The organism is Mucilaginibacter sp. P4_G9 (genome assembly GCF_056400985.1).
Window position 1 is genome coordinate 1 of the sequence record NZ_JBFUKF010000226.1, and the last position, 8,167, is coordinate 8,167.

Annotated in this window: 9 protein-coding genes; 5 read left to right on the plus strand and 4 right to left on the minus strand. The window is 41.5% G+C overall.

Translation table 11 applies throughout. The features are described from left to right. The 5 genes from AC1DPZ_RS17580 to AC1DPZ_RS17600 all read left to right on the plus strand — a co-directional run. A partial coding sequence (locus AC1DPZ_RS17580) for a RelA/SpoT family protein (protein ID WP_477405739.1) occupies positions 1-1,664 on the plus strand: 1,664 nt, incomplete at its 5' end. A 110-nt stretch (positions 1,665-1,774) separates the two neighbouring features. Beyond that, a complete protein-coding gene (locus tag AC1DPZ_RS17585) occupies positions 1,775-2,242 on the plus strand; it encodes a Fur family transcriptional regulator (protein ID WP_477405741.1) in 468 nt (155 codons plus the stop codon). Positions 2,243-2,287: 45 nt separating this feature from the next. After that, positions 2,288-3,565 carry an adenylosuccinate synthase gene (locus AC1DPZ_RS17590; RefSeq protein ID WP_477405743.1) on the plus strand — a complete coding sequence of 426 codons (1,278 nt, stop codon included), beginning with the start codon at positions 2,288-2,290 and terminating at the stop codon, positions 3,563-3,565. 135 nt (positions 3,566-3,700) lie between these two features. Then, positions 3,701-4,066, plus strand: a complete 366-nt coding sequence (locus tag AC1DPZ_RS17595; RefSeq protein ID WP_477405745.1) for a hypothetical protein — start codon at positions 3,701-3,703, stop codon at positions 4,064-4,066. Between the two features lie 18 nt (positions 4,067-4,084). Further along, entirely contained in the window at positions 4,085-5,419 is a 1,335-nt protein-coding gene (locus AC1DPZ_RS17600) for an anthranilate synthase component I family protein (RefSeq protein WP_477405747.1), read from the plus strand. Positions 5,420-5,440: 21 nt separating this feature from the next. Here AC1DPZ_RS17600 and AC1DPZ_RS17605 read toward each other — a convergent pair whose 3' ends face one another. From AC1DPZ_RS17605 to AC1DPZ_RS17620, 4 genes are all read right to left on the minus strand, one after another. Then, positions 5,441-6,208 (minus strand): YqjF family protein, encoded by a 768-nt coding sequence (locus AC1DPZ_RS17605; protein WP_477405749.1) that lies wholly within the window; start codon positions 6,206-6,208, stop codon positions 5,441-5,443. Between the two features lie 78 nt (positions 6,209-6,286). Beyond that, on the minus strand, positions 6,287-7,087 hold the full coding sequence (locus tag AC1DPZ_RS17610; RefSeq protein WP_477405751.1) for a M48 family metallopeptidase: 801 nt from the start codon (positions 7,085-7,087) through the stop codon (positions 6,287-6,289). 5 nt (positions 7,088-7,092) lie between these two features. After that, positions 7,093-7,740 carry a glycerol-3-phosphate 1-O-acyltransferase PlsY gene (gene plsY / locus AC1DPZ_RS17615; RefSeq protein ID WP_477405753.1) on the minus strand — a complete coding sequence of 216 codons (648 nt, stop codon included), beginning with the start codon at positions 7,738-7,740 and terminating at the stop codon, positions 7,093-7,095. Positions 7,741-7,869: 129 nt separating this feature from the next. Beyond that, positions 7,870-8,167 (minus strand): nicotinate-nucleotide diphosphorylase (locus AC1DPZ_RS17620; protein WP_477405755.1); only part of this gene is annotated, 298 nt, incomplete at its 5' end.

An 8,167-nucleotide genomic window follows, 5' to 3' on the forward strand; every position in this document is an offset into this window, starting at 1 on the left:
GGCTGGGCTTATATACCATAAAATCCGAACTGGAAGACCTGTCCATGAAATACATGGAGCGGGAAACTTACCAATTTATTAAAAAGAAGCTGAATGAAAAAAAGGCCGAGCGTGAAAGATTTATCCGCGATTTTATTGAACCGGTAAACAAAGTGCTTGAGGGCCAGGGATTACATGCAGATGTTTTTGGTCGCCCAAAATCTATCCACTCCATTTGGAATAAGATGAAGAAAAAGTCTATCCCTTTTGAAGAGGTATATGATCTTTTCGCTATCAGGATAATTCTGGATAGTGCTCCCGACCAAGAAAAAGCAGATTGCTGGAAGGCTTATAGCATAGTTACCGACCAATACCGACCCAATCCCGACAGGTTGCGGGATTGGATCTCATCGCCCAAAGCAAACGGCTACGAATCATTACATACTACGGTTATGGGGCCCCGCGGTCAGTGGGTGGAAGTACAGATCCGTACCAAACGAATGAACGAGATTGCTGAAAAAGGATTTGCCGCGCACTGGAAATACAAGGAGTCATCAACCGATAGCGGCCTTGATCAGTGGGTGCAAAAGGTTAGGGATATGCTTAAAAATCCTGATTCAAATGCACTCGACTTCCTGGATGATTTTAAAATGAATTTGTTCAGCGATGAGATCTTCATTTTCACCCCGAAAGGGGCGCTCATCCAGTTACCACTGAACGCTACCGCGCTGGATTTTGCCTTCGAGATCCACACCGATGTAGGCGCCAGTTGTATTGGGGCCAAGGTAAACCATAAACTGGTACCCTTAAGCTACAAATTACAGAATGGCGACCAGGTAGAGATCATTACATCCGGCAAGCAAACGCCCAAGGAAGACTGGCTTAACTTTGTGGTTACCGCAAAGGCTAAGGCTAAAATTAAGTCGGCCCTAAAAGAAGAGAAACGGAAAATTGCTGAGGATGGCAAGGAGATATTGGAGCGTAAAATGAAATCGCTCAAGATCACTTACAATTCTGAAAACATACATAAACTGAGCTATTTTTTCAAGCTACAATCAACTCAGGACCTGTTTTATAACATTGCCAAGGGTGTTATTGACATGAAGGACCTGAAAGAATACCAGGCATTTGAAAAAATTGTTGAAAACAAGCCACAGGATAAAATAGAACAGGAACAGGTTCAAAGCCTTATCCGCAACCTTAAATCGAAAGACAGCGATATGCTGCTAATTGGTGAGGATATGCAGAAAATTGACTATAAGCTGGCCAATTGCTGTAACCCTATCCCCGGCGATGATGTGTTTGGCTTTGTTACCGTAAGCGATGGCATCAAAATTCACCGTACCAATTGCCCTAATGCTGCCAAACTGATGGCAAATTACGGCTATCGTATAGTAAAAGCACGGTGGACCAATCAGCAGGAACTGGCATTTTTAACCGGACTCAGGATAACCGGTATTGACGAAGTTGGTCTCATTAACAAGCTAACCACGGTTATTTCAACTGATTTTAAGGTAAATATCCGCTCTATTACTGTTGATAGTGATAACGGAATTTTTGAAGGATCGATCATGGTATACGTTAATGATACTGATCACCTTGAAAACCTGATCAAGAAAATAAAACAGGTTAAAGGCGTTACCGGCGTAAACCGGTTTGACTCGGCTATTGAAAAAGTGTCGTGAGGAAGAGAATCAAGAGTCAGGAAAATGCTACGAAGCTAAAATCCTGATTCTCGACTCTTGTCTCTTGATTCTGTTTTTTATTAATAACTTTGCCTGCTTAACAGACTATTATGCCCCAAACGGATACTATAGCATTGGTTAAAAAAATTTTTGAGGCCTAMCTTGAAAATAAAAACCTGCGCAAAACGCCAGAGCGTTTTGCTATACTCGAAGAAATTTACTCTCGCTCAGATCACTTTGATGTGGAATCATTATACATCCACATGAAAAATAAAAAATACCGCGTTAGTCGTGCCACTGTTTATAACACGCTTGAGCTGCTGGTATCATGCGACCTGGTTACCAAGCACCAGTTTGGTAAAAACATGGCGCAGTTCGAAAAATCATACGGCTATAAGCAGCATGACCACATCATTTGCATTGACTGTGGTAAAGTAGTTGAATTTTGCGACCCACGCATACAACAAATACAGAGCATGATGGGCGATTTGTTAAAATTCGAGATCAAACACCACTCTTTAAATCTTTATGGTAACTGCGAGAAATTAAGAGCAGGTTTTTGTGACAGAAAAATATAACTTTGCCACCTTTCTTATTTAAGTATTGAATTTACAATAACATAAATGGCTGTTGACGTATTATTAGGCCTCCAATGGGGCGATGAAGGTAAAGGAAAAATTGTTGATGTACTTAGCGCAGGTTATGACCTGATTGCACGTTTCCAGGGCGGCCCTAATGCCGGGCATACTTTGGAGTTCGACGGTAAAAAATTCGTTTTGAATACCATTCCTTCAGGTATATTTTTTGAGAATACCATGAACCTTATCGGTAATGGTGTAGTGATTGATCCTATCACCCTAAAAAAGGAAATAGATAAGCTTAAAGATGCAGGACATGATCTTTTAGCTAAAAAGAACCTGCTGATAGCTAAAAAGGCACATTTGATCCTGCCTACACACCAATTACTGGATGCTGCATCTGAAAAGAAAATGGGCGAAGGTAAAATTGGTTCAACCTTAAAAGGTATAGGTCCAACTTATATGGATAAAACCGGCAGGAATGGTTTGCGTATCGGCGATATAACACTTCCTGATTTTAAAGAGAGGTACCAGAAGCTTGTTGATAAACATACAGCTATGCTACAGGCTATGTATGGCGAGGTTGCAAATTTTTCTGAACGTGAGCAGGCGTTTTTTGAAGCTATTGAATTTATTAAAAAATTCCCGCTGGTTGATTCAGAACACCTGGTAAACGATTATATTAAAAAAGGCAAAAAGGTTTTAGCCGAAGGCGCGCAGGGARCCATGCTGGATATCGATTTTGGATCGTATCCGTTTGTAACATCATCAAACACAACAGCAGCCGGCGCCTGTACAGGTTTAGGTATAGCACCACAGCAAATTGGTGATGTAATAGGTATCTTTAAAGCTTATTGTACCCGCGTTGGTGGCGGCCCCTTCCCTACCGAGCTGGAGGATGAAACAGGCGAAGAACTACGCCGTATCGGCCATGAATTTGGCGCTACTACAGGCAGGCCGCGCCGTACAGGCTGGATTGATCTGCCTGCATTAAAGTACGCTATTATGCTTAATGGTGTTACCCAACTGGTAATGACCAAGGCCGATGTATTAAGTGGTTTCGATAAGATCTACGCGTGTACGCACTATAACTATTTAGGCGAAAAAATAGACTACATGCCTTATGATATCTGTTCGGTGAGTCCCGAGCCAATTTTGAAAGAGATTGATGGCTGGAACGAGGATTTGACCGGTATCACCGAATTAAATGAGATTCCTGCGAAACTGCAGTCATACATTGATTACCTGGAAGCAGAACTGAACGTTCCGATAAAATACCTTTCAGTAGGACCTGACAGGGTACAAACTTTAGTATTGCACTAATATGTAAACTCCCGAAGTTTACATACTAAATGCATATAAAAAATTATTAATGATAAGAGGCCGGGTACAACCGGCCTTTTTATTTGCTTGCATTGTAATATTTTTATAAATTTATACCTTAACCTTATCAAAGTCATGTTTAAACCTTCTACACTTAAAACTCTATCTTACATTGCGTTGGCATGTTGTTCACTAAGTTTATTACTTGCTGTATACACGGCCGTTGCATTTGGCCAGTGGCAAATGTATTTAAGTGTTATTTCGTGGTCCTTACTCATTTACTCAAGCTATTTAGGCACAAAGCTTTCTACTTATGAATTATATGATGAGGACCTCAAAAAACTTGGCTATTATATTTACGGTATTTTGTTATTATTTGTGCTTTTCTTATGTTTAAATCTTTCGTTGGGAATATTGGCCGCTATATTTTTGGCAATCACCTTACATAATCAAAAAACAGGATTTGATAGCTGGATGCGTGAAAAAAACAATGAAGTTTAGCTGCTATCGATCTTTATATTGATCATCCATTATCAAAAGGCAGGCATCACCAACTTTTTTCATTTACTTGGTTATTTTTGCAGGGTGATAATACAGGTAAATGATCTGCAAAATTTCAAGCGTAAAGCCCTGCACTGGGCATCAAAATCATTCAATTCGGTGTGTTACCTCGATTCGAATGATTTTGATGATCCATACAGCAAATTTGATACCCTGATCGCCATTGGAGTCAAGGCAGATGTAACAGCCAATACCGGCAATGCATTTGAAGAGTTACAATCCTTCCGTGAAAGTAACCTGGAATGGCTTTGTGGCTTTTTGGGTTATGATCTGAAGAATGAGATTGAAAGCCTAACATCCCAAAATCCAGATAGATTGCAATTTCCAGACCTGTACTTTTTTGCCCCCGAACACCTTATTATAATTAAAGGGAATGAGGCAGAGATCACCAGCGACGATCCGCAACGGATTTTAAGCACGATAAATCAGCAGGAATTAACAGATACTGCAATCAAGCCTCCTATAAGTTTACAAAGCAGGTTTAGCAAACAAGAATATGTTGACGCCGTAACAGCCATACAGGAACATATTACCCGGGGCGATATTTATGTGACCAATTTTTGCCAGGAGTTTTATGCCGAGGATGTGAACATCAATCCACTGACTATATTTTTGCAATTAAATAACATCTCTCCTAACCCATTTTCTACCTTTTTTAAATGGAAGGACAATTACATATTAGGGGCCTCCCCCGAACGTTTTTTGGCTAAGCGTGGCAGTAAATTGGTATCGCAGCCTATTAAAGGAACGGTTAAAAGAGAAACGGAGCTGCAAGCCGATGAGCTGGCTAAACAGGAGCTGCGCAATCACCCAAAAGAATTACAGGAAAACGTTATGATTGTAGACCTGGTACGCAATGATCTCACCAAATCAGCTAAACCAGGTACTGTAAAAACCGAAGATTTATTTGGCATTTACAGTTTCCRCCATGTACATCAAATGATCTCGACCGTTGTATGCGAATTACAGGACGAATTATCGGCCATACAGGCCGTAAAAAACACTTTCCCTATGGGGAGCATGACTGGGGCGCCCAAGATAAGTGCAATGCAATTGATGGAACAATACGAGCGCAGCAGGCGTGGCGTTTACTCTGGTGCAGTAGGTTATTTTAGCGCCGACGACGATTTTGATTTTAATGTGGTAATAAGGTCGTTGCTGTATAATGCTGCAAACGGATACCTTTCTTTTCATGCCGGCAGCGCTATTACTTACCATGCCGATCCGGAGAAGGAGTATGAAGAATGTTTATTGAAAGCAAAGGCTGTTTTAGAGGTATTGGGAGGAAATTGATCCAAAACGAGTTGCAAGGCTCTACTTCTCTGGAACAAAAATCATTGGATTTCCCGCATTTAATGCAACCACAATCTTATCTCCCATCCTCACCTTGATATCCGATCCTACGGCAAAAAATGCCGAAACCGGCTCTTTCTCTAAGTATGGTTTAAACGCTTCACCATAAAGCCCGGTTATATCGGCATCAAAAACATAGTCTTTTACCTTTCCGGTTTGCCATGATATATGCTCCACCTGGTACTCCATTGTACTAATGGTTGTGAGCTTGTTGTACCCCCAATAATGCTCAAAAATAAACTCTTCGGCGCTGCCAGGTTTAATATCAAGCAATTCATTACTGGCAGTAGCACCCAGTTTGTTCCACTTACCATTAAACTTCCACTCGTATAAAAACTGCGTATGGTTATCTTTAGTTTGCGTTATAGAACTGCGCATCGGCATGGCGCTGTAATGTTCTTTGTATAAATTATTGGCGATAACTGCTATTATTGGTTTAGGCACAATTTCACTTACAAAAACAGCCCCGCGCTTCCATTCTATCCCGTCAAAATGCCTTACGTAAAAGCGCAGGTTTACTTCTTCGAAGTTTACATGCCCGGGCCATTTAATGCCGAGTACCTTGGTATCCAGAAACATAAACCCAACCATACTTACCAGGGCCTTTCCCTGCCACATATCAAGTTCTGTTCCGGGCGGTAAATACGTATCCAGTACTTTGGCATCAACTTCGTAATTAAGCATTACAAGGTTTTTCCACTGCGCTTTTAAAAACCGGGGTTTTGCCATGGGGTGAATGGTTGAATAGTCAACGAAAAATTAATTGCAAAATAGCAGAAAACCACTCACCATTCACCCCTCACTAATTTATTTTTTATAATACTTCATAGCCTCTGGTATAAGGTTTTGAATATTGGCAATACGGGTAGCATCGGCAGGGTGAGTACTTAAAAGCTCGGGCGGGGCCTCTCCTTTACTCTGTGCAGCCATTCGTTGCCAGAAAGCTATTGCAGCATGAGGATCATAACCGGCCATGGCCATAAAAGTTAAACCCAGGCGGTCGGCTTCTGATTCCTGGTTGCGTGAATACTTTAACAATACCAGTTGGCCGCCTACACCATAAAGTTGCCCTATAATGGCTTGTGTAGCACTCGATTTATTGTTTGTAGCAGCGCCAACTGCCGCACCGCCAAGCTGCGCGGCCTGTTGCTGTGAAATTCTTTCGGCGGCATGCCTGGCAATGGCGTGGCCAATTTCGTGCCCCATAACAACTGCCAGGTAGGCATCGGTATTGGCTACGGGTAACAGGCCGCTATATACAGCCACCTTACCGCCGGGCATACACCAGGCATTAACTTCGCTGCTTTGTATCAGGTTAAATTCCCATTGAAAACTGTACTGGTCGCCATAACCGTTATCTTTTAAGTAACGCTCAATAGCTACGGCCAGGTTGTTGCCAATTCGCTTAATACGTTGTGCATCGCTTCCACTTGATACAACTTTGGTTTTAGGATCGGATAGGAGTTGTTTATAACTGGCAGCAGCAGATTGATTTACTTCGGCATCGCCAACCAAACTTAATTGCCGGCGACCAGTTAATGGTACAGTTGAACAAGAGAACAGGGCAATGATCATAATCATTGCCAATGCAGGTTTAAAATTTTTCATGATGATCAGGCAGTTTTTTTCTTTAAAAAATTAACTTTCGATTCGGTCCCCTTTAGTAAGCGTTCGATATTTTTTTGGTGGGTTACCAGTATCAGCATGCAAATACACATGCCATAAATTACAACCGACCGAATGGACGTAGGGAATATGAACGAGACTCCTATCGGGTATGTAAACGCTGCTGCAATTGAGCTAAGCGATACATACTTTGTAATTAAAAGCACCACCACAAATACCAGCACACATAATAAAGCGGCATGCAAATGAATAGCTAAAATCATTCCAAAGAGTGTGGCAACGCCCTTACCACCCCTAAAACCGGCAAATACCGGAAACAAGTGCCCCATAACAGCAGCCACCCCTAAGGCCAGTGCATAGTTCATGTAAGATGACGAATTGTAGGCTCCTGTGGTAGAAACCCCTATAAAGAAGGCAAGGTTGGTAGCTGTCCACCCTTTTAAAATATCAAGAAGCATCACAGGTATACCGGCTTGTTTACCCAGTACCCTGAAAGTGTTTGTAGCCCCGGCATTACCACTGCCATATTCCCTTACGTCGATATCGTAAAATGCCAGCCCTATCCAAACAGCAGTTGGTATGGACCCGCAGAGATAGGCCAGAATGAGCGCCGAAACGGAGTATACGTTGATCATTTCCCTGCAATATTACAAAATTGATGTCGTACTAAAGCTTTAATCATAATTTGAACGCCATGCGTTAAACTCCAAATTTTTATAACTAAACCTTAAGTTAAACCCTAAAAACAAGGTTCCAGGATAAATTTACTTTACAGCCTTTAAGCTAAGATCGAGGCTTTTTACCGAATGCGTTAGCGCACCAACAGATATATAATCAACCCCACAATCAGCATACTCTCGTATATTATCAATAGTTATACCGCCGGATGCCTCGGTTATAAACCGTCCGTTAACGATATTAACCGCCTGCCTCAGTTCGGCAAAGTTAAAGTTGTCTAACAAGATACGATTTATGTTGCCTGTTTGCAATACCTGTTCTAATTCTTCCAGGTTTCGTACCTCAATTTCAATGGCCAGTTTTTTATTGTTATCTATAAGATAT